The sequence below is a fragment of the Burkholderia sp. Bp8992 genome (assembly GCF_003853705.1).
Taxonomy (GTDB): domain Bacteria; phylum Pseudomonadota; class Gammaproteobacteria; order Burkholderiales; family Burkholderiaceae; genus Burkholderia.
Genome location: NZ_QTQI01000008.1, coordinates 213,328 through 233,277 on the forward strand (window position 1 = coordinate 213,328; position 19,950 = coordinate 233,277).

Consider the following 19,950-nt stretch of genomic DNA (forward strand, 5'->3'; position numbering starts at 1 on the left):
CGCGCTACACGACGTTCTTTTCGACGATCGGCCGGTTTTCCAGCACACGCGCCCAGCCGAGCGACGACAGGTCGAGCGTGTCATAACGCCCGCCCAGGATGAGTTCGCTGACGCCGCGCCCGGTCGCCGGCCCTTGCTGCAGCCCGTGGCCGCTGTAGCCGTTCGCGAACACGACGTTGTCGAGTTCCGGGTGATAGCCGATGATCGCGTTGTGATCGAACACGTTGTACTCGTAGTACCCGGACCAGCAATTCTCGACACGCAGCGCCTCGAATTCCGGCACGCGATTCGCGAGCGTCGGCCAGATCACCTCGTCGAACAGGTCGTGGTCGACTTCGTCGAGCGGCAGGTCGTCCGGATCGCGATCGGGGCTCGGCGACGTGCCGCAGATATACGTGCGCCCTTCCGGCCGGAAATACACGCCGGTCGGATCGATCAGCAGCGGGCAGTCGGTGAGCTTCGCCGGCGACGACACGTTGAAGATGCTGCGGCGCCGCGCAAACACGGGGATGTCGATGCCCATCATCGACGACAGCGTGCGCGTCCACGCGCCGGCCGCGTTGACGAGCGTGTCGCATGCATGACGCTCGCCGTCGCCCGTCACGACATGCGTGATCTTGCGGCCGTCGCGCACCACGTCCTTCACGTCGGCCGGCACGTAGCGCGCGCCGAGCGCCTGCGCCTTCTTGCGCAGCGCCTGCACGAGCCCGTAGCCGTCGAACCAGCCTTCACCGCTCACGCCGTACGCGCCCGACACGAGATCGTCGACGTTCAGCCACGGAAACTTCGCGCGCAGCGCATCGGCGTCCATCAGCCGGATATCGGCGCCGAGGCTCGTCTGCAATGCATGATTCTCGCGCAGCGTCGCATCGCCGGCCGGCGTCGCGAGGAACAGGTAACCGCCCTCGTGCAGGTCGATCGACGGCTTGTTGCCGTCCACTTCGAGCCGCTCGCCGATCGTGCGCAGGAAGTCGATGCCGAACAGCGACATCTCGATCGACAGCGGCGTCGAGAACTGCTGGCGAATCGACGCGGCCGACAGCGCCGACGACGAGCGCGCATAGGTGGGGTCGCGTTCGATGACGGTCACGGCGACCGTGGGATCGGTGGCGCGCAGGAAATAAGCGATCGAGCTGCCGATCACACCACCGCCGACGATGACGACTTGAGAACTCACGACTGACTCCGGTTGCACATGAAAGGCGCGGCCTGCCGACTGCGCCCGTGGGTTGTTTGCGCCGCGTCGTGCGCGGCCTTGCGCGGGCAGGCTTCCCCGGCGACCGCTTCGGCTATTTCAGCACGTCCGGCATCGCCGCGAAAGTCCGCTCGCGCGTGTTGCGTTCAGTCCGCCGACTTCGTCGTGACGGGCTGCCATGCAGCGTTCTTCACTTCATACAGCGTCGAGCTCGGGTTCTTCAGGTCGCCCGTGTTCGTGAACGCGATCGTGCCCGTGATGCCGTCGTAGCGCGTGCCCTTCAGCGCGCCGTTGAAATCGGCCGGCTTCGTCGAATTCGCCTTCTGCATCGCGTTGATCGCGATCCACGTCGCGTCGTACGCGAACGGCGCGTACGCGAGCATGTCGACGCCGTACTTCTGCTTGAATTTCGTTTCGAACTGCTTGCCTTTCGCGAGACGCGACAGCGGCTGCCCGTATTCCCACACCGACGCGCCTTCCGCCGCATTGCCGGCGAGCTTGATGAAGTTCGCGTTCATCACGCCGCCGCCTGCCAGGAACTGCGCGCGGATGCCGAGCTGGCGCATGCGCTTCACGAGCATCGCGGCCTGCGCGTCGAGGCCGCCGAAGAACACGAGATCGGCGTTGGTGCTCTTGATCTTCGTGAGCTGCGCGCTGAAATCGACGGCCTTGTCGTTCGTGAATTCGCGCGCGACGATCGTGCCGCCGTTCGCCTTCACGGCCTGCTCGAATTCGTCGGCTTCGCCCTGGCCGAACGCGGTGCGGTCGTCGATGATCGCGATGCGCTTCGCCTTCGTCACGCTCGCGGCGTACGTACCGGCGTTGCCCGCGTTCTGCGTGTCGGTCGCGATCACGCGATACACGGTGCCGAGCCCGGCGCGCGTGATGTCGGGATTCGTCGCCGACGGCGTGATCATCGGAATGCCGGCCTTCGCGTAGATCTTCGACGCGGGCAGCGTCGTGCCCGAATTGAAATGGCCGATCACGACGGCGACCTGCGCATCGGCGAGCTGCTGCGCGGCCTGCACGCCGGTGCGCGGATCGCTCTGGTCGTCCTGCGACGCGATCACGAACTTCACCGGCTTGCCGCCGACCGTCGTGTGCGCGGCATTCGCTTCGTCGACCGCCATGCGTACGCCGTTCTCGATGTCCTTGCCGTATGCGGCGCCGCCGCCCGTCAGCGGGCCGGCCACGCCGACCTTCACGACCGTTTCCTGCGCATGGGCCGGGCCCGTGTGGATTGCGAGGAGCGCGGCAGTCAATGCGACGCCGGAAAGCGAACGAATGCGGAACGTCATGGCAATCCTTCTTATGTGGGTCGGGGTGCGACGCGCGCCTGCCGCGCGTCGGCGACCTCTTGCGCGCCGGTGACGTCTTGCGCGGCCGGGGGCGCCATTCGATGCGCCCGACCGGCCGGCCGATCACCGCGATTCCGTCTCCGAAGAACCTTTCATCGCGAAAGAGGTGAATGGATTGTGAGTAGCCAATACCCGTGCAGCAAACGAAATATCGGAACTATGTTGTGAGGATTTATCATCAAGTTCCGTGTTCGCGGGCGGCCCACGGCTACCCAGCGGCGGGCCGTGGGTCGAAAGCTTGAATGGGAAACGGCGGCGGCGCCCGTGGGTAAAGGCCGGCCGTGGTCATGCCGATCGCGCATCATCGCTGCGCCGACGGCCCGACCGGCCTTCGCGATGCGCCCGCGCAGGCGCCGCGTCGTCGGTCAATGCCGATCGGTGCCCGTGTGCTTGCGCACCGCATCGGCCGCCTCGCCGGCCTTTTCCTGGATCTTGCCGGCCTGCTGTTCGGCGATGCCTTCCGCTTCCGCCTTGCGGTCGCCCGTCACCTTGCCGAGCGCTTCCTTGACCGAACCCTTGACCTGTTTAAGCTTGCCTTCGATGCGATTCCTGTCCATGGTCGTCTCCTGCGATGGTTGGGGAGAGCCGGCGATGTGACGGCCTGCGCCGCACCGCCGAGTGGACAGGATCGCAAGCGAATGCCGCAGGCGGTAGATGCGGATGCACCAATGTGCGTGGTGCATTCGTACCGTCGGCGTCAGTCCTTGCCCTTCGCGCCGCCCTTGTCGGCACCCTTGTCGGCGCCCTTCTCGCCGCGCGCACCGTTCACCTCGGCCGCACCGACGATCCCGCGCTCGCGCGCCCACACGATCGCCTCGCCGCGGCTGTGCACGTCGAGCTTCGCGTAGATCGTCGCGACGTGGTTGCGCACGGTGTTCGGCGCGAGGCCGAGGCGGCCCGCGATCTCCTTGTCGGCGAGGCCGTGGCACAGCAGGTCGAACACGTCGCGCTCGCGCGCGGTCAGGTCCGACAGCTGCGCGCCCGCGTCCGGCGCATTCGCGCGCCGCACGTTCGCGAGCTTCTCGATCAGCGTGCGGCTGAACCACGACGCATCCTGCATCGCCGTCTCGATCGCATAGACGAGTTCCATCTCGGTACGCTTGCGATCGCTGATGTCGAGCAGCGCGACGAGCAGGCAGTCGCGGCCGTGAATCGCGACGGGGTCGGCCGACACGACGCAATCGCGTACGTCGCCATCGCGCGTGCGGATCTGCACGTCCGCGTTGCGCACGCTGCCGTCGCGTGCGAGCCGGCCTTCGATGCGCGGCCACGCGCCGTGCTCGGCCCACAGCCCGATCTCGTCCGCCGACTTGCCGAGCAGGTCGTCCTGCGCATGGCCCGTCATCGCGGCGAACGCACCGTTCACGTCGAGCAGTTCGAAGCGGTCGGCCGTGACGATCGCGGTCGCGACCGGCGCCATCCGGAAGGCCGTCGCGAAGCGTTCCTCGCTTTGCTTCAGCGCGCGCTCGACCTGCTTGCGCGGCTCGAGATCCATGAACGTGAACAGCATGCATGCCTCGTCGTTCATGTCGATCGGCTGCCCGGCGACGACCACGGCCTTCGTGCTGCCGTCCGCGACTTTCAGCACGGCTTCCATCTGCGGGATCGTCGCGCCTTCGCCGAGCCGCTCGATCGCGAGGTCGCGCCGCTCGGCCTGTTCGAGCACGTCGATTTCGTACACCGAGCGGCCGAGCACGTCGTCGCGCGCATGGCCCGTCAGGTCGAGAAAGCCCTGGTTGACCTTCACGTAGCGCAAGTCGTCGAGCCGGCAGATCACGGCCGGCGCCGGGTTCGCGTTGAAGGTGCGCTCGAAGCGCTCCTCGGCGCTCGCCCATTCGGTCGCGTCGTGCAGCACGAGCGCGAGGCAATCGGGTTCGCCGGCCGCGTTCGTCAGCACGAGGCTGCGGATGCGGTGAACCCAGCTCACGGTTTCGTCGGCGGCCGATTCGACTTCGACCGTCACGTCGCTGAACTCCTCGCCGGCGATCACGCGATCCATCGGATAGTGGCCGTCGCGCACCGGATGGTTGTTCCGGTAGCGCAGCCGGAAGCGCTCGCGGTATTCGGTGACGTCCGCGCCGAGCGCCTCCAGCTCGGTCACGCCGTGCATCGCGAGCGCGGCCTCGTTCGCCCAGACGATCCGCTGGTCGGGCTCGACCAGGATCACGCCCTCGGTGAGCCCCGCGATGATCTGATGCAGCTGGCGCCGGTCGGTATGCGTCTTCAGCGCCTGTTCGTTTACTTGTTCGTTCATCGAATCGTTGTCCCTGTCGTCAACATGACCGCCGGCCGATCGCCCGTTGCACCGGCAAGACCCCGCCGGTGCGTGCCGCGATGATTGCGTACCACGCAAGGGCGCGACAGACGCGGATGCACTACCCCCGATAGTACATTCGCATGCCGCGCCGGCATCGTGCGGTGCCCCGCCGAGCGGCGCAGCGCGGCCTGCGCGCCGGTCGCCCCGCGTTGCCCGGGTCATGATGCATTTCCCGTTCCCGCCCGTCCGTTCCGTCCCCGTGCAAACGCACTAGGCGATCCGGTGAATTTGCGCGATGTCCGCTCGCGTTCGCGTCGGTACGCTGGTACTGCATCGGCGCTCATGCGCTGCCCTTTCATACCGCAGAGGAGGACAACCGGATGAAGCAGCATCAGACACCCGATCCGACGCGGCCCGAGCCGGCCCCGGACAACCCGCCCGAGCCGCCGCCCGGCACCGATCCGCCGGTGCCGCTGCCACCCGACGTGCCGCGCCCGGACATGCCGCCGCGCGAACCCGGCTACGACACGCCGATCGCCCGGTAGCGCGGCACGATCCGTGCTCGACGATTGATCCATCCATCACGCCAATCGAAGGAGAACACCAATGAACAAGACCTCGCACCTTTCGACGCTGCTCGCAGTCAGCGCGGCCTTCCTGCTTTCCGCCGCACCGCTCACGAACGCGCACGCACAGGCCTCGTCGACCGACAGCGGCATGACGGCCGAATCGAACCAGCCCGTCACCGACACCTGGATCACGACCAAGGTGAAGGGTGAACTCGCGACCACCGACGGCGTGAAGAGCGTCGACGTCAGCGTGAAGACGGTCGACGGCGTCGTCACGCTCACGGGCGTGCTGCCGACGAAGATCGCTGTAAAGAAGGCGATCGCCGTGACGCGCGCCGTGAAGGGCGTGAAGCACGTCGACGCATCCGGCCTGAAGGCGAAGGCCTGAGCTACCCCGCGGCCGACCGCCGCGCTTTTCTCCCCTTACGAAAGGAGCAAACCATGAACGAGGACAAGATCAAGGGCCAGTGGAAGCAGATCACCGGCAAGCTGAAGGCCAAGTGGGGCAAGCTGACCGACGACGACCTCGCGGTCGCCGAAGGCAATCGCGACTATCTGGCCGGGAAGATCCAGGAGCGTTACGGAATCGCCCGCGACGCAGCCGAGAAGCAGTTGAAGGAATTCGATCGCGAGCTGTAACGCAACCGGCCATCTCAACCCGCCGCGGCGCTCCTGGCGTCGCGGCCATCAGGACCACGACATGGGCAAATACCTGATCGCCTGGCTGCTCGGCGTGCCGTTCGGGCTGCTGGTGCTGTTCTATCTGATCACGCACGTCTTCTGACGGCGAGGCGCACGGCACGCGCCCGCCGCCTTCGCATCCCGCTCATCTTCCCCGACTCCGCAATCGACCGCGACACGGCGAACCGCCGCTGCGCGCGAACGCACGCGCGTTGCGCCGCATCGCGGCCACCCAACGCAAATCGGGCAGGACGCATGCACGCCCTGCCCGATCCGTTCGCCCCTGCTTCAACTTCAGCGGTGCACGTCGCACCGCCCCTGGCTCGTTACTTCGCCGCGTTCGCCGTCATCTTGAAGATGCCTTGCGCGTTGCCTGCATCGAAACGCAGGTCGGTCACCCAGCGGCGCGCCGCCTGGTCGAACGTGCGCTTGCGCGTGATGAACTCGTAGAACGAGCCCGGCACGTTGCGCTTCACCGTGCCGCCGTCGCGCGTGCGGAACTCGCGCTCGACGGTGTCGGCGCGATATGCGGTCTGGAACACGCGGCCCGAGCGCGAACGCTCGACTTCCGGCTTCATCGGGCGGCCCTTCGCCTTCTCGTCGTCGGACAGCTTGAACACGTCGGCGACGCGGTCGGTCGCGTGGTTGAACGCGTTGCCTTCGGTCGAGATCCACGCCATTTCCGCCGATTCCATCAGCAGCGTTTCGTAGTCGAGTTCGTTCGGCAGGTCGTGCTGGCGCGCGAACGCGCCGACGATTTCCGGCAGCAGCGCGTGCGCGGCGTCCAGCGGCAGCCAGCCTTCGCGCTCGACTTCCCACAGCAGCGCGACGGCCGCTGGCGACAGCGGATCGCGCGACGAGCTGACGACGTTCGTCACGGCCTGCTGGAATTCCTTCGAGAAACGTTCCGGATGCAGTTCGCTGACGAAGAACTGCGCGATTTCGTCCGGTGCGTCTTCATGCGCATACGCGCGGCCCGTCATGCCGAGCTTGTCGAGCGGGTAACGGCCGTTCAGCCGGAAGCCGAGCGGACGCAGGATGCGCGTGAACGCGGCCTCGCCCGGCGGCAGCGCGCCCGTGTGCGGCCAGCGCACCGTGCGCAGCGCGCCGTGGTCGAAATAGACCGAGCCGCCGTTTTCGATCGCTTCGGCCGTGTACGCGCGGCCGTTCGCCGAACGCTCGAGCAGCCCTTCGAACAGCGCCATGTTCATCGCCTGCGCGATTTCCGCACGCGTCACGACGCCGTCTTCCCATTCTTCGAGGATGGCCGGCATGTTCAGGGTCGAGAACAGGGCGTCGGTCTTCGCCTGTCCCAGCAGCTTCGTCAGCAAGCTCTCGATATTCGGATTGCGCATCAGGATTCTCGTCTCGGGGGACCGCCGGCAAACGTGCCGGCAACTCGTCGGCCGGCCGCCCCACGGGCGCCTGACCTTGCGTGGGGAGCATTATTCAAAGGGTTGCAGCCGGGCGTAAAGCGAGATTAAATTGACATGTGATGAGTTTTTGGAATTATTAGCCGCTCCCCTGCTCCGCCTTCCGCCTTGTGCCGTGCGGGCCTGATCGTCAGACGAATCGAACATCATGCGTAAATTCAAGATCCCCAACATGGGTGCGCTCGTGGCCTTCGAAGCCGCCGCACGCCACGAGAGCTTCACGCACGCGGCCAAGGAGCTGTTCCTGACCGAAAGCGCGGTATCGCGGCAGATCGCGACGCTCGAATCAAGCCTCGGCGTGCGGCTGTTCGCCCGCGTGAAGCAGCGCGTCGTGCTGACGCGCGCCGGCAAGCTGTACGGCACGCAGGTGCGGCGTGCGCTGGAAACGCTCGACCGCGACACACTGTCGATCATCGCGCACGGCAGCGGCGGCGGCTATCTGGAGCTCGCGGTGCTGCCGACCTTCGCGTCGCACTGGCTGATCCCGCGCATCAAGAGCTTCTACGACCGCACGCCCGACGTGCGCGTGAACATGGGCGGCCGCACCGACCTGTTCTCGTTCGAGGACACGCACTTCGAGGCCGCGATCCACTACGGCAAGCCGACCTGGCCCGGTACGTCGTCCGACTACCTGTTCGGCGAGGAAGTCGTGCCGATCTGCTCGCCCGCACTGCTCGACGGGCCCGTCGAGCGCGTCGAGGATCTGCTCGCATATCCGCTGCTGCACTCGACGACGCGCCCCGGCGCGTGGGCGCAGTGGTTCGAGACGCACGGCGTCGAGGACATCCGCACGATGCAGGGCGTGCGCTACGAACTGCACACGATGCTGATCAGCGCGGCCGCGGCGGGGCTCGGGATCGCGCTCGTGCCGAAGTTCTTCGTCGAGGAACAGCTGCAGCAGCTCGGCCTGATCGTGCCGTGCGACGCGGCGACGGTCGGCGATTCCGCGTACTACCTCGTGTATCCGACGGAACTCAGCCACAGCAAGCCGCTGGAGCTGTTCCGCGGCTGGCTGCTCGAACAGGCGAGCGCGTATGCGGCGCCGGAGCGCGCGGAGGACGACACCGATGGGGAAGACGACGAAGACGTCGAGTAACGGCGCCGTCGCGCGCGTCAGGGCGTGGTCGCGTCGCACGCGTGCCGCACCGGCACGCTGGCCTTCACGACCTTCACCAGTTGTGCGTGATCGGGCTCCTCCAGCCCCGGGCACACCGTGTCCAGGTCGCGAATCACCAGCGTCGCGCGCCCCTCGAACCGGCACATGCCGTCGGGCTGCGCGGCGGGCAACCGCAGCCAGCGCAGTGCATCGCGCTGGTTCATGAACCGGATCACACCGGCGCGCTGCGAAGGGTCGGGCAAGCGCCGCGCCGATGTGTCGTCCTCGACGAACCACACGTCCTGTCCGCTCGATTCGCTGCCGTAATCGAGCATGTAGCGGCCCGACAGCGTGATCGTCCGGTCGACATGCACCGCATGGCATTCCGGCTCGGCATCGGCAGGGGTCGTCTGCGCGCCTGCCGCGACCGGGCCGCACGCCAGCAACATCGCGGCGCACAGCATGCGGGCGCGGCAGGTCAGGTTCGATATATCAAGCGCCTGGCGAATCATGAGCACTGAGAGGCGGGCCATCGTGACGATGACCCCCATTGTCGCGCAGTACACGCTGGATGCGCGTTACATGTGCCACTTCACCGTGGCGGTCAGCGTGCGCGGATCGCCGGGCATGTTGTAGAGGTCCGCATTGCCGTGCGCGGCGATGAAGTAGCGGCGATTGAACAGGTTGTCGAGCGTGAGCGTCACGTCGACCTTCTTGCTGCGATACCCGGCGCCCAGGTTGAACACCGTGAACGACGGCAGCGTGACGAGATCGCTCGCCGACGCGTAGCGCGCCGACTGGAACTGCATGCCGGCCGCGGCGTAGAAACCATACGGCAACTCGCGCTTGAGCCACAGGTTCGCACTGTGGCGCGGCATCAGCCCCGGCGTGTTGCTCGACACCGCGAGGCCGGCCGCCGTCGATTGCGCGGAACCGTCGACCGTGCCGTTCAGGTACGCATACCCCGCATACACCGACCACTTCGGCGCGATCTCGCCGGTAAAGCCAAGCTCCATCCCGCGCACGTGCTGCGTGCCGATCGGCAGCGCATAGCCGGGGTTCGCCGGATCGCCGATCTGCTGGTTGGTCTGGCGCATGTCGAACAACGCGACGCTGGCCGTCGCCTTGCCGCCGAGGTCGAAGCGCGAGCCGACTTCATACGCGGTGGTCTTCTGCGGCGCGAGCGCGGCGCCGTTCGCGAACGCGCCGGAACTGATCAGCGTATCGGCGAGCGGCGAGAACGACTGGCTGAACGACCCGTACAGCGTCAGCCAGTCGAGCGGTTCGTAGATCAGCCCGACGCGCGGGCTCCACGCGTGATCGGTACGGTCGAGGTTGACGTTCGACGACGTGTAGTCGTGGCGGATCTGGTTCAGGTAGTCGAAGCGCAAGCCGGCGAGCACTTTCCAGTGTTCGGTCAGCGAGATCAGGTCCTGTGCGTAGACGCCCGCGAGCCCGACCACCGTCGATGCGTTCGTCTTCGCCCGCGCGCCGGTCGGCACGCCGGGCAGGATTACCTGCTGCGGATTGAACAGATCGTAGGTCGCGACCTTCGTCACGCCGTAGACCGTGTCGAACTTCTGCTGCTGCGACAGTTCGAGCCCGTACAGCAGCTCGTGGCGCATGCCGAACAGCGACGTCTTCTGCGTGAGTTCGAACAGGCCGTCGATGCCGTGATCGGTGCGCTGGCGCGTCGACTGGTCGAGCGTGACGACCGGGTGCGCGGCGGTCTTGATCGGCTCGTAGTTCACGTAGTTCTTCCGCTCGAGCGAGAAGTCGTACGCGCGGATCGCGCCGTGGAACGACAGCGAATCGTCGAAGCGGTGATCGAGCGACACCGTCGCGCTCTTCGCGGAGACGTCGTTGTACGAACTGTTCACGCCGTCGGCCGAACCGTAGTACGTGTTGATCGGCACGTCGACCGGTCGGCCGCGATACGCGGGCAGGCCCTGGTCGGACGTGCGACGGTCGTGCAGGTAATCGAATTCGACGTTCAGCACCGTGTTGCTGTCGAGCTTGAACTGCGCGGACGGCGCGATCGCCTGGCGGTTCAGCTGGAACTGGTCGCGGAAGCTGTTCGAGTTCTCGGCCGCGCCGGTGATGCGGAAGCGCGCCGCGTCGTTCGCGTTCCAGCCGAGGTCGAATTCGCCGCGCCGCTCGCCGCGCGTGCCGAGCGTCACGCCCACGTCGTTCACCGGGCTCGCCTGCGGCCGCTTCAGTACGCGATTCACGATGCCGCCCGCCGAGCCGCGCCCGTACAGCACGGCCGCCGGCCCCTTCAGCACCTCGACGCGATCGACGTTCGACAGGTCGCGGTAGTACAGCGCGTCGTCGCGAATGCCGTCGACATACTGGTCCGTGATGCTGTTGAAGCCGCGGATCGTGATCTGGTCGCGCTGGCCGTCGCCGACCGAGAAGCCGACGCCCGGCACGTTGCGCAGCGCGTCCTGCATCGACGTCGCGTTCTGGTCCTCGATCACCGCGTGCGGAACGACGTTCACCGTCTGCGGCACGTCCATCAGCGACATGTCGGTCTTGGTCGCCGCGCGCGAGTGGCCGCCGTCGTACGACGCATGCTCGGCGGCCGCGTTGACGGAAATCGCGGGCAAGGTTGCCGCGGCATCGCTCGCCTGGGCGAACGCAGTACGGGCGCCGGCCAGCGACGTGGCGATCAGAAGCGCATGGCAGGCGCTCTTGTTGAGTTTCATCGTGAACGTAGTGGTGAAGAAAAACGGCGAACGGAAACGTGTCCGGCCAACACGCGAGTCACGCGGCGAGTCGACTGACGACGCTCTTTCCGTGAAGAAGGCGGTGGCGCGCGGAGGATCGCCCCGACGCGCATGCCGGTCAGCGAACGGCCGGCGCGGGTGGATGCCGGCCGGCACGACCGGCACGAAAGAGCCGTGACGATTGGTCATGGCCCGTAACGGAGCGAAATATTAAACGAGAATGATTCGTGTTTTTAGTTAATTTTCAACCTGTCGCCTGCCCGCAACGAGCACACGGATTGGCGCTCTGCATTCCTGACGAATACCTTTCTGCTTCTCAGGTTTTACCGGCTTGACGTAATTAAAACGAAAGAATCGGATTGACCGTGTCATGCGGAAACGATCGGGCGGAAGGCGGAATTCGGGAAACAGCGATGGAGAAACTGGAGAGGATCACGAAGGATCCGGTGAAGCAGGCGGAAGGCATTCAAAAGTCCGGCGCGCGCCGGACCGGGCAACCCCGACCCGGCGCTCCGGGCAGCCGACCTCGCATCGGCATCGCGGCGGACCTACTTTCGTTCTTCACTACGTTTGCTCTCAGGCTCACTTCATTTTTTTCTTCACCGCGCTGCGCCATTATCCGCTCAATCCGGTCAGAGTGAAACGTTTGCGGGCGCACCAGGCACGTTATACCGGTCATTCAGCAACAATCTTTCTGAATGCTTACGACTCGCGCGATGCGATTCGGCAATTCTTGCATTCGTGACGGCGTTCCTTTTTAATGGAACTGGTTCCATTTATTGATTCGGCCAGGTTCCCGCGTGACGCATCGCCGTGTGCGCGTCATCATGCCGATTCAGGATCGAGGATCATTCAGCTCAGGATTCGCATCGCCCGTCCTTCCAGGACACCCCGTCAAACGAGACCGTCATGCCCGATTCCGCCTCCCTGCAGCAGCTGTTTCCCACCTTTCAGGACATCCCCGCCGAGTTCCGGCTCACTGCACCGATCCACCAGCGCGTGTCGCTCGTCGACGGCGAATTGCGACCGTGGGACGGTGCGACCAAGACCGTGCTGTCGCCCGTGTGCGTGCGGCAGGCGGACGGCAGCGTCGAGCAGGTCGAGATCGGCAGCTATCCGGTGATGGGCGAAACGGAAAGCGACGCGGCGCTCGATGCCGCGGTGCGCGCATACGATGCCGGCCGCGGCGAGTGGCCGACGATGAAGGTCGAGCAGCGCATCGCGTGCATGCAGGACTTCATCAAGCGAATGGTCGCGCAGCGCGAACTCGTCGTGAACCTGATCATGTGGGAGATCGGCAAGAGCCTCGCCGATTCGCAGAAGGAGTTCGATCGCACCGTCACGTACATGACGCAGACGATCGACGCACTGAAGGAGCTCGACAACGCGAACTCGCGCTTCGTGATCGCGGAAGGCACGATCGGCCAGATCCGCCGCACGCCGCTCGGCGTCGTGCTGTGCATGGGCCCGTACAACTATCCGCTGAACGAAACGTTCGCGACGCTGATCCCCGCGCTGCTGATGGGCAACACCGTGGTGTTCAAGCCGCCGCAGTACGGCACGCTGCTGTTCGAGCCGCTGCTCGAAGCGTTCCGCGACGCGTTCCCGAAGGGCGTGATCAACACGATCTACGCGCCGGGCGCGGTGGTCGTGCCGCACATGCTCGCGTCGGGCAAGATCAACGTGCTCGCGCTGATCGGGTCGAGCAAGGTTGCCGATCACCTGAAGAAGCAGCACCCGAAGTCGCACCGGCTGCGCGCGATCCTCGGCCTCGACGCGAAGAACGCGGCGATCGTGCTGCCCGACGCCGATCTCGATCTCACCGTGAAGGAGTGCCTGCTCGGCGCGCTGTCGTTCAACGGCCAGCGCTGCACCGCGCTGAAGATGCTGCTCGTGCATCGCTCGATCGTCGACGATTTCCTGAAGCGCTTCACCGCCGCGCTCGAACAGCTGAAGATCGGCATGCCGTGGGAAAAGGGCGTCAGCATCACGCCGCTGCCGGGCATGCATCGCACGGCCTACATGACGGATGCGATCGACGATGCCGAGGCCAAGGGCGCGCAGGTCGTCAACCATCAGGGCGGCGAGTTCAGCAAGACGCTGTTCTACCCGGCCGTCGTGTATCCGGTGTCGGAAGGGATGAAGCTGTACCGCGAGGAACAGTTCGGGCCGATCATTCCGGTCGCGCCGTTCGACGACGTCGACACCGCGCTCGACTACGTGACGACGTCGGATCACGGCCAGCAGGTCAGCATCTTCGGTTCCGATCCGGCGCAGATCGGCGCGCTCGTCGATCCGCTCGTGAACCAGGTGTGCCGCGTGAACATCAACTGCCAGTGCCAGCGCGGGCCCGACGTGTTCCCGTTCGCGGGCCGCAAGGATTCGGCGGAAGGCACACTGTCGGTAAGTGACGCGCTGCGCGCGTTCTCGATCCGTTCGATGGTCGCCGCGAAGCAGACCGACAGCAGCAAGCAGTTGCTCGATTCGATCGTGTCGGATCACCACTCGAAGTTCATCAACACGGGCTTCATTTTCTGACGCCGGGTTGGTGCGAGGGCCTCCGCCGTGCGTGGATGCGGCGGAGGCCCCGGTAACGACCGCGCGGCTAGACGTTCGTCACCAGCAGCCGAATCCCCGCCACGCCGAACACCACGGCCAGACACGCTTCCATCGCACGCCGCCCGCGCACGTACAGCCGGCGCGCCCCATCCATCGAGAACACCAGCGCATAGCCGCCGAACACCAGGCAGCCGATCGCGAGGCAGCCCGGCACGACGGCGCCGTGCGCGCCGCCCGCGCCATTCGACGACAGCGCGACGATCGACACCCACACGAGAATCGCCTTCGGATTGGTCAGGTGCAGCATCGCGCCGCGCACGTAGAAGCGCGACAGCCGCTGCTCGCGCGCCGCGTTCGCCGCTGCCGGCGGCGGGCCCGACAGCGCCGTGCGCCCCGACTTGAACGCGAGCCACAGCAGGTACAGCCCGCCGAAGACCTTGATCGCGACCAGCAGCTTCGACCACGCGAGCAGCGCGGCCGAGACGCCGAGCGCCGCGATCGTCGCCCAGAACATCGACCCTGAAATCACGCCGAGCGCGAACGCGAACGCCGCCTTGCGACCCTGGTTCGCGGCGACCGACATGATCGCGAGATTGCTCGGTCCGGGGCTGGCCGTGCCGATGAAATAGGCGGTATAGGCAAGCAGCAGGTTGGCGGAGAAGAAGGCATGGACGCTCATGGCGAACCTCGCGGGGATGATCGGGAGATTGTTGGCAAACCCGCGCCGTCTGCCCATGGACAATTGCGCGGCAATTCGCTGGGCCAGTTGTGTGGCCATGCAACCGATCGTCGCGCGTCGGACCGTCTCTGTTTTGAAACAACCGGCGCATTCGCCGCCGGTTCGCGCGATGCGGCGGCGCGCGCTCCATGCAGCCGTTTCCCGTCGGCGAACGCACGGCGGGCGTGGCCGAACCGCCCGGCACGCGCCGTGCCGGCCGTTCGCCGGCACAAACGCGCGACGCGCCTGATGCCCGCGTTACGTTACATCCGTGAAGCATTTTGCGTCGTCGCGCCGCTCCCGGCATCCGATACCGTCTGCCTCCCGCCCATAGACACCCTCCTCGATCGCCTGCGCAATCCAGTCCCGACGGGACTCGCCGACCGAAGCCGGATCGCGGCTCAACATTCCTCAACAATCGTCCGACGGCGCTGGTACGGAATCTGCATTCCGTTCGGGCAGAAGCCGCGCCGGTACCGCGCGGACATGAATTCACCCTCGGGCGCCTCCACGGATACGCTCGTAAGACATGCACACGCAGCGAGGCTCTCCATGAATGCGCAGCCCAACTCGTCCGATTCGTCGTTCCAGCTCTTCCTCGCGAAGGTGCTCGAACAGCCGCTGCCCGACTGGACCGAAAAACAGCAGATGGAACTCGAGATGGCGCGCACGCTGTCGACGCAAATGGTCACGCTCGCCGAAGACATGCGCGGCCGCACGCCCGATCTCGCGCGCTGCCTCGTGCTGCTCCGCTACGCGAAGGTGCTCGACTTCATGCTGACGTCGCTCGCCGCGCACCGCGACATTCATCCGCAGACGCTGCGCACGCTGTTCCGGCTCGCGAACCTGAAGGTCGACGATGCGTATCCGGTGTGAGCCGGCGCAACGGACCGGAGGCCCCGCACACGCACAGCCCGCCTGCTCCTCCGCGCAAACGGAGGTACAATCGCGCGCCATGAACGCACTTCGCCGCTTCCTGCTTCGGCCAGGCGTCGCGCGACAGTTGCTGTGGGGATTCCTCCTCGTGACGCTGCTGTCTCGCGCGCTGATGTCGGGCGCCGTGATGCTCGATCCGGACGGTCCGGATGCGGGCTCGGTGGTGCTGTGTTCGGGCCGCGGCCCGCTGATCGTCACGGGCGCCGCACTGGCCGCCCGCTTCGACGCGCGCGCGCCGATCACGCCGGCCAACGATGCGCTCGCGCTCGTCGATGCGCTCAAGCATGACGCGCACGCCGACAAGGCGGCGTCCTCCGGCAACGGCGACAGCCTGTGCGCATTCGGCGCCGCGCTGTTTACCGCGCTCGCGTCGTTCGTGCTGCTGGTGCTGCTGTTTCCCGCAGCGGCGCCACGACGGTTCCGCGTTCATTTCGACAGTCCTCCCTTCGTGCGATCGATATTCGACGATCGCCCGCCCTCCCGCGCGCCTCCCCGGTTCTGCTGAACGTTCCGCCCTGTGGCGCATGCACGTCGTCGTGCATGCGCGTTCACGCCGTTCGTTTCACCCGACCTGATTCACGCGTTCATCCGCTTGCCCGCTTCGCGCGGGCGACGCCGCCCTGCGCACCGTTTGCGCAGCGTGCCGCGCCACCTGTTTCGCCGGTGCACGCACGCGGGTGCGACGCACGTTGACGGCCGCCGGCCCACGCCGGTCCCGCCGCTCGACGAACCGAGGAGTTCATACCATGTCGACTACCGTCGATCGCGCCGTCTCGCCCGCCCGTTCCGCCAGCGCCGGTTACCGGACGCTCTGGCGCTGGCACTTCTATGCCGGCCTGTTCGTGATGCCGTTCCTCGTGATCCTCGCGATCACGGGCACGCTTTATTGCTTCCAGCCGCAGATCGAGCCGTTGCTGTATCCGCACCGATTGATCGTCGAACCGCGCGCGACGCCGCGGCTCGATGCCGACACGCTGCTCGCCCGCGCCCGCACCGCGATGCCGGCCGGCGCGACGCCGGCTTCCGTGCAGGTGAGCACCGCGCCGGACCGCAGCGCCGAGTATGTCTTTCGCCTGCGCGACGGCAGCCGCGAGAGCGTGTACGTGAACCCGTATGACGGCAGCGTGCTCGGCACGCTGAGCGTCGAGAACCGCTTCATGCAGGTCGACCGGATGCTGCATCGCAAGCTGCTGCTCGGCAAGACCGGCGAGTTGCTGATGGAACTCGCCGCCTGCTGGACCTTCGTGATGATCGGCACCGGCATCGCGCTGTGGTGGCCGCGCGGCGCTGCGCGCGTCGGGCGCGCACTGCGTCCCGACCTGTCGCTGCGCGGCCGGCCGCTGTGGAAAAGCCTCCATGCGACGGCCGGCATCTGGCTCGCGGCCGGCACGGTCGCGTTCATCCTGACGGGGCTGCCGTGGTCGGGCTCGTGGGGCAAGAACTTCAAGGCGCTCGCGGCGACCGTGAACCTCGGCGCACCGGAAGGCGCGTGGGGCGGCTCGCCGGTGCGCTCGACGCGACCGGGCGCGGCAACGACGCCCGAGCCGGCACCGGCGCAGGCCGCCGCACCGTCCGGCCATCACCACGATTCGGACGACTCGATGCCGGGGATGGTGATGGACGACCTGCCGTTGCCGCAAACGCCGTGGGCGGTCGGCAACGTGCGCGTGCCGCATTCGCCGTCGGCGCCGACGCCCGCACCGCTGCCGCTGGCCCGCGCGATCGCGATCGTCGCCGGGCTCGGCGTGACGAGCGGCTACACGCTCGCGCTGCCGTCGGGCGCGGACGGCGTGTTCACTGCGTCGTACTTCCCGGCCGACCCGAAGGCGGAGCGCACGATCTACCTCGACCAGTACAGCGGCGCCGTATTGAAGGACATCCGCTATGACGACTACGGCGCGGTATCGCAGGCCGTGTCGTACGGCACGTCGCTGCACATGGGCCGTTACTTCGGACTCGCAAACCAGATCATTTGCGCGGTGTTGTCGCTCGGGCTGGCCGCGATGGCCGTCACGGGCACCGTGATGTGGTGGAAGCGCCGCCCGGCCGGGACGCTGGGCGCCCCGTCGCGCGAACGCGGCACGCCGCCGATGCGCGGCTGGATCGCCGGGCTCGTGCTGCTCGGCATCGTCTTCCCGCTGATGGGCGCGACGATCGTCGCGGTCTGGTTGCTCGACCGGCTGCTGTTCGGCCGCGCGGCGCGCGCCGCGGCTTGATCGACGCAAGCGCTTCCCCCGATTCGAAGGAAACCGAACAATGAAGTTCAGATTGATTCTGCCCGCCGCAGTTATCGCGGCCTTCTCACCAGCCGGGCAGGCACAGGAAAGCGGTGTCGACCGCACCGGCGCCACGCTCGCCCCGATCCGCGTCGATGCGCAGAAAGCGCCCGCGCTCTCGCAACCGCTCGACACCGGCAGCCACCTCGGGCTGTCGTCGCTCGAAACACCCGCGAGCGTCGAACAGATCAACCGCGCGACGCTCGACACGCGCGGCGACAGTTCGATCATCGACGCGGTGAGCCGCGCCGCCGGCATCAGCGCGTCGCCGCACCCCGGTAACGGCAACTCGGAGCTCGCGGCGCGCGGCTTCGTCGGCGCATCGTCGGTCACGCAACTCTATGACGGCGTGCGCCCGTACGGTGCGATCGGCGTCACGTTCCCGTTCGACACCTGGTCGGTCGACCATATCGACGTGCTGCGCGGCCCCGCTTCGGTGATCTACGGCGAAGGCGCGATCGGCGGCATCGTCAACATCGTGCCGAAGAAGCCGACGCGCACGCCGATCCGCAACGAGCTGCAGGTCGGCGGTGGCACCGAGGGCACGGCGCGCGCCGCGTTCGGCAGCGGCGGCGCGATCAACGACAAGCTGTCGTACCGCTTCGACATCAGCGGCAACCGCTCGTCGAACTGGGTCGACCGCGGCGATTCGCGCAACCTGTCCGTCTCCGGCGCGCTACGCTACGACGTCACGCCCGACCTTTACGTGACGGCGTCGTACGCGCAGGGCTTCATGCATCCGATGCAGTATTTCGGTGTGCCGCTCGTGAACGGCGCGCGCGATCGCGCGCTCGACAAGAAGAACTACAACGTCGGCGATGCCGACATCGCGTTCCGAGACAGCTGGGCCACCGTCTCGGCGAACTGGCAGCCGAGCGACAGCCTGAACGTGACGACCACGCTGTACCGGATGAAGAGCAACCGTCACTGGAAGGACGCGGAGTACTACACGTACCTGCCGTCGACCGCGCAGGTTCGGCGCAGCAGCTACACGGAAATCTTCCACGACCAGCAGCAGTACGGCAACGTGACGACGGCCACCGTGAGCGGCGCGCTGCTCGGCATGCGCAACACGTTCTCGACCGGCTTCGAGTTCAACCATACGACGTTCCAGCACGACAACAACTCGCCGTATTCGGGCACGTCGACGGTCGATCCGTTCGACTTCGACCCGGGCAGTTTCATCAACGCGGCCGGCACCGTTCCGAAGTACCGCAGCCAGTCGAACCAGTACGCGCTGTTCGCGGAGAACCGGCTCGAGATCACGCCGCGCTGGTCGGTGATCGGCGGGTTGCGCTACGACCATGCGAGCGTGAACCGCGACGACCTCGTGAACGGCGGCGCATTCACGAAGGTGTTCGCGAACACGGGCTGGCGCATCGGCACCGTGTACGACGTGCGGCCTGGTCTCGCCGTGTACGGCCAGTATTCGGTCGCGGCCGATCCGGTCAGCTCGCTGCTGTCGCTGAATGCGTCGAAGGCGAACTTCACGCTCGCGACCGGCAGGCAGATCGAGATCGGCGTGAAGCAGTCGTTCCTCGATGGCAAGGCGGAATGGACGCTCGCCGCGTACCGGATCGTGAAGAGCAACCTGCTGACGGCCGATCCGGTGAACCCGAACCAGTCGATCCAGGTCGGCCAGCAGTCGTCGCGCGGGCTCGAGGCGACGGTCGGCGCGGAGATCGCGAAGGACTGGCGCGTCGACGCGAACGTGTCGATCCTGCGCGCGAAGTACGACGATTTCCAGCAGTCGTCCGGCGGCACGACCGTATCGCGCGCGGGCAACGTGCCGGTATCGGTGCCGCAGCGGCTCGCGAACCTGTGGGTGAGCTGGCGCTTCGCGCCGGACTGGACAGGCATCGCAGGCGTCAAGTACGTCGGCAAGCGCTTCGCCGATACCGCGAACCAGCTCGTGATGCCGTCGTACACGACCGTCGACCTCGGCCTCGCGTGGAAGCCGCGCAAGGACACGACGATCACCGCACGTGCGTACAACGTCTTCAACCGCCGCTACGTGCAGTCCGCGTACTACAACGAGACGCAGTACCTGCTCGGCAACGACCGGCGGTTCGAGGTGCTGGCGAACTACCGGTTCTGACGGCGCATGCCTGGCTGCGCGGCCGGCCGGTCGCCGGCCGCGCCG

At 66.7% G+C, this 19,950-nt stretch carries 18 protein-coding genes; 10 read left to right on the plus strand and 8 right to left on the minus strand.

Annotated elements, in window-relative coordinates:
* Positions 1-4: 4 nt before the first annotated feature.
* The 4 genes from DIE03_RS14925 to DIE03_RS14940 all read right to left on the minus strand — a co-directional run bounded on the left by DIE03_RS14925 (position 5) and on the right by DIE03_RS14940 (position 4,807).
* The gene (locus DIE03_RS14925) at positions 5-1,177 is read right to left on the minus strand and encodes an FAD-binding oxidoreductase (RefSeq protein ID WP_124451525.1); all 1,173 of its coding nucleotides are present in this window, start codon (positions 1,175-1,177) and stop codon (positions 5-7) included.
* Between the two features lie 164 nt (positions 1,178-1,341).
* Positions 1,342-2,493, minus strand: coding sequence for a branched-chain amino acid ABC transporter substrate-binding protein (locus DIE03_RS14930; RefSeq protein ID WP_124451527.1), 1,152 nt, complete (start codon positions 2,491-2,493; stop codon positions 1,342-1,344).
* A 425-nt stretch (positions 2,494-2,918) separates the two neighbouring features.
* The gene (locus DIE03_RS14935) at positions 2,919-3,110 is read right to left on the minus strand and encodes a CsbD family protein (RefSeq protein WP_124451529.1); all 192 of its coding nucleotides are present in this window, start codon (positions 3,108-3,110) and stop codon (positions 2,919-2,921) included.
* 140 nt (positions 3,111-3,250) lie between these two features.
* Entirely contained in the window at positions 3,251-4,807 is a 1,557-nt protein-coding gene (locus tag DIE03_RS14940) for a PAS domain S-box protein (RefSeq protein WP_124451531.1), read from the minus strand.
* 383 nt (positions 4,808-5,190) lie between these two features.
* On the opposite strand from DIE03_RS14940, the gene DIE03_RS38275 reads away from it, so the two are divergent.
* The 3 genes from DIE03_RS38275 to DIE03_RS14950 all read left to right on the plus strand — a co-directional run bounded on the left by DIE03_RS38275 (position 5,191) and on the right by DIE03_RS14950 (position 6,018).
* Positions 5,191-5,355, plus strand: a complete 165-nt coding sequence (locus DIE03_RS38275) for a hypothetical protein (protein ID WP_185658161.1) — start codon at positions 5,191-5,193, stop codon at positions 5,353-5,355.
* A 61-nt stretch (positions 5,356-5,416) separates the two neighbouring features.
* Positions 5,417-5,767, plus strand: a complete 351-nt coding sequence (locus DIE03_RS14945) for a BON domain-containing protein (protein ID WP_124451533.1) — start codon at positions 5,417-5,419, stop codon at positions 5,765-5,767.
* 53 nt (positions 5,768-5,820) lie between these two features.
* On the plus strand, positions 5,821-6,018 hold the full coding sequence (locus DIE03_RS14950; protein WP_096475163.1) for a CsbD family protein: 198 nt from the start codon (positions 5,821-5,823) through the stop codon (positions 6,016-6,018).
* Positions 6,019-6,386: 368 nt separating this feature from the next.
* Here DIE03_RS14950 and DIE03_RS14955 read toward each other — a convergent pair whose 3' ends face one another.
* Complete coding sequence (locus tag DIE03_RS14955) at positions 6,387-7,415, minus strand: DUF1338 domain-containing protein (RefSeq protein WP_124451535.1); 1,029 nt, start codon at positions 7,413-7,415, stop codon at positions 6,387-6,389.
* 226 nt (positions 7,416-7,641) lie between these two features.
* Here DIE03_RS14955 and DIE03_RS14960 point away from each other — a divergent pair, with 226 nt between their 5' ends.
* On the plus strand, positions 7,642-8,589 hold the full coding sequence (locus DIE03_RS14960; protein ID WP_124451537.1) for a LysR family transcriptional regulator: 948 nt from the start codon (positions 7,642-7,644) through the stop codon (positions 8,587-8,589).
* A 17-nt stretch (positions 8,590-8,606) separates the two neighbouring features.
* Here DIE03_RS14960 and DIE03_RS14965 read toward each other — a convergent pair whose 3' ends face one another.
* Both DIE03_RS14965 and DIE03_RS14970 read right to left on the minus strand, forming a co-directional pair.
* Entirely contained in the window at positions 8,607-9,122 is a 516-nt protein-coding gene (locus DIE03_RS14965; protein ID WP_260434889.1) for a hypothetical protein, read from the minus strand.
* Between the two features lie 45 nt (positions 9,123-9,167).
* On the minus strand, positions 9,168-11,297 hold the full coding sequence (locus tag DIE03_RS14970) for a TonB-dependent siderophore receptor (RefSeq protein WP_124451539.1): 2,130 nt from the start codon (positions 11,295-11,297) through the stop codon (positions 9,168-9,170).
* Between the two features lie 434 nt (positions 11,298-11,731).
* Between DIE03_RS14970 and DIE03_RS14975 the strand changes: the two genes are divergently transcribed.
* Both DIE03_RS14975 and DIE03_RS14980 read left to right on the plus strand, forming a co-directional pair.
* Positions 11,732-11,959, plus strand: coding sequence for a hypothetical protein (locus DIE03_RS14975; protein WP_124451541.1), 228 nt, complete (start codon positions 11,732-11,734; stop codon positions 11,957-11,959).
* Positions 11,960-12,227: 268 nt separating this feature from the next.
* Positions 12,228-13,856, plus strand: a complete 1,629-nt coding sequence (locus DIE03_RS14980) for an NADP-dependent glyceraldehyde-3-phosphate dehydrogenase (RefSeq protein ID WP_124451543.1) — start codon at positions 12,228-12,230, stop codon at positions 13,854-13,856.
* Positions 13,857-13,923: 67 nt separating this feature from the next.
* Here DIE03_RS14980 and DIE03_RS14985 read toward each other — a convergent pair whose 3' ends face one another.
* Positions 13,924-14,556: a LysE family translocator gene (locus tag DIE03_RS14985; RefSeq protein ID WP_124451545.1), complete on the minus strand. Its 633-nt coding sequence runs from the start codon at positions 14,554-14,556 to the stop codon at positions 13,924-13,926.
* Between the two features lie 591 nt (positions 14,557-15,147).
* Here DIE03_RS14985 and DIE03_RS14990 point away from each other — a divergent pair.
* The 4 genes from DIE03_RS14990 (at position 15,148) to DIE03_RS15005 (ending at position 19,905) form a co-directional block, all read left to right on the plus strand.
* Positions 15,148-15,471 carry a DNA-binding protein gene (locus tag DIE03_RS14990; protein ID WP_124451547.1) on the plus strand — a complete coding sequence of 108 codons (324 nt, stop codon included), beginning with the start codon at positions 15,148-15,150 and terminating at the stop codon, positions 15,469-15,471.
* 79 nt (positions 15,472-15,550) lie between these two features.
* Positions 15,551-16,036 carry a hypothetical protein gene (locus DIE03_RS14995; protein WP_124451549.1) on the plus strand — a complete coding sequence of 162 codons (486 nt, stop codon included), beginning with the start codon at positions 15,551-15,553 and terminating at the stop codon, positions 16,034-16,036.
* Between the two features lie 241 nt (positions 16,037-16,277).
* On the plus strand, positions 16,278-17,747 hold the full coding sequence (locus tag DIE03_RS15000) for a PepSY domain-containing protein (protein WP_124451551.1): 1,470 nt from the start codon (positions 16,278-16,280) through the stop codon (positions 17,745-17,747).
* A gap of 40 nt (positions 17,748-17,787) precedes the next feature.
* A complete protein-coding gene (locus DIE03_RS15005; protein ID WP_124451553.1) occupies positions 17,788-19,905 on the plus strand; it encodes a TonB-dependent siderophore receptor in 2,118 nt (705 codons plus the stop codon).
* The last annotated feature ends 45 nt before the right edge of the window (positions 19,906-19,950 follow it).